The organism is Actinobacillus minor NM305 (assembly GCF_000175195.1).
In the GTDB taxonomy this organism is placed as follows: domain Bacteria; phylum Pseudomonadota; class Gammaproteobacteria; order Enterobacterales; family Pasteurellaceae; genus Haemophilus_A; species Haemophilus_A minor.
On record NZ_ACQL01000160.1, the window covers coordinates 1 to 873 of the forward strand.

Genomic DNA, 873 nt, shown 5'->3' on the forward strand with positions numbered 1-873 from the left:
AGATGCCACAGGCACAGTCAGCTCAGATAAGACAGGCGATACCTTCGCAACAGCATTGAATGTAGCAGAGGTGATTAACAATGCATCAACGGCATTAACTAACAAAGGCTTAAGCTTCACAGGTAACGATGGTACAACAGCTCGTAAACTGGGTGAGACGTTAAATATCACAGGTACAGCGTCAACAGCAGGTACTTATAGCTCAGCGAATGTCAAAACAGTCGTCACAGAGGGTAAAGTTGAAATTCAGATTGCAGACAACCCTGAATTTAAAAACATCACAGCAGAAAATGTCAACGCAACCAATGTCAATGCGACAACGGTGAATGCGACAACAGTCAATGCAACTGATGTCAACGCAACCAACGTCAATGCCACAACAGTCAATGCAACTGATGTGACTACCACGACATTGACAACCACAGGCGCAGCAACTATTGGTGGTGTATTAAATGCCAACCAAGGTATCAATGTCACCGGTGGCAACATAGCGATGAACAACAACAAGATCACAGGTCTTGCAGACGGTACAGAAGCTAGCGATGCGGTGAACTTAGGTCAGTTAAACAGCACGGTAGCGAATGCGGGCTGGACAGTGAAAGCGAATGGTGATGCAGGAGAGCGTATTAATAACAATGGTGAAGTGAACTTTATCCAAGGGGATAACATTGTTATTAGCCGAACAGGTTCAGACATTACGGTGAAGACGGTAGAAAGCCCGAACTTCACGAATGTCAATGCAACGAATGTGAATGCGACAACGGTTAATGCGACAGATGTAAATGCAACGAACGTTAGCACAACAGACCTTACTGCGACAGGCAACACGACGGTGAATAACTTCACGGTACAAAATGGTGCAACTGTTGATAT

1 protein-coding gene is annotated in these 873 nt (G+C 45.0%); it reads left to right on the forward strand.

Features of this window, described 5'->3' with window-relative positions:
• Positions 1 to 873: hypothetical protein (locus tag AM305_RS10915; protein ID WP_005826061.1), on the forward strand; the 873-nt coding region annotated here is incomplete at both ends.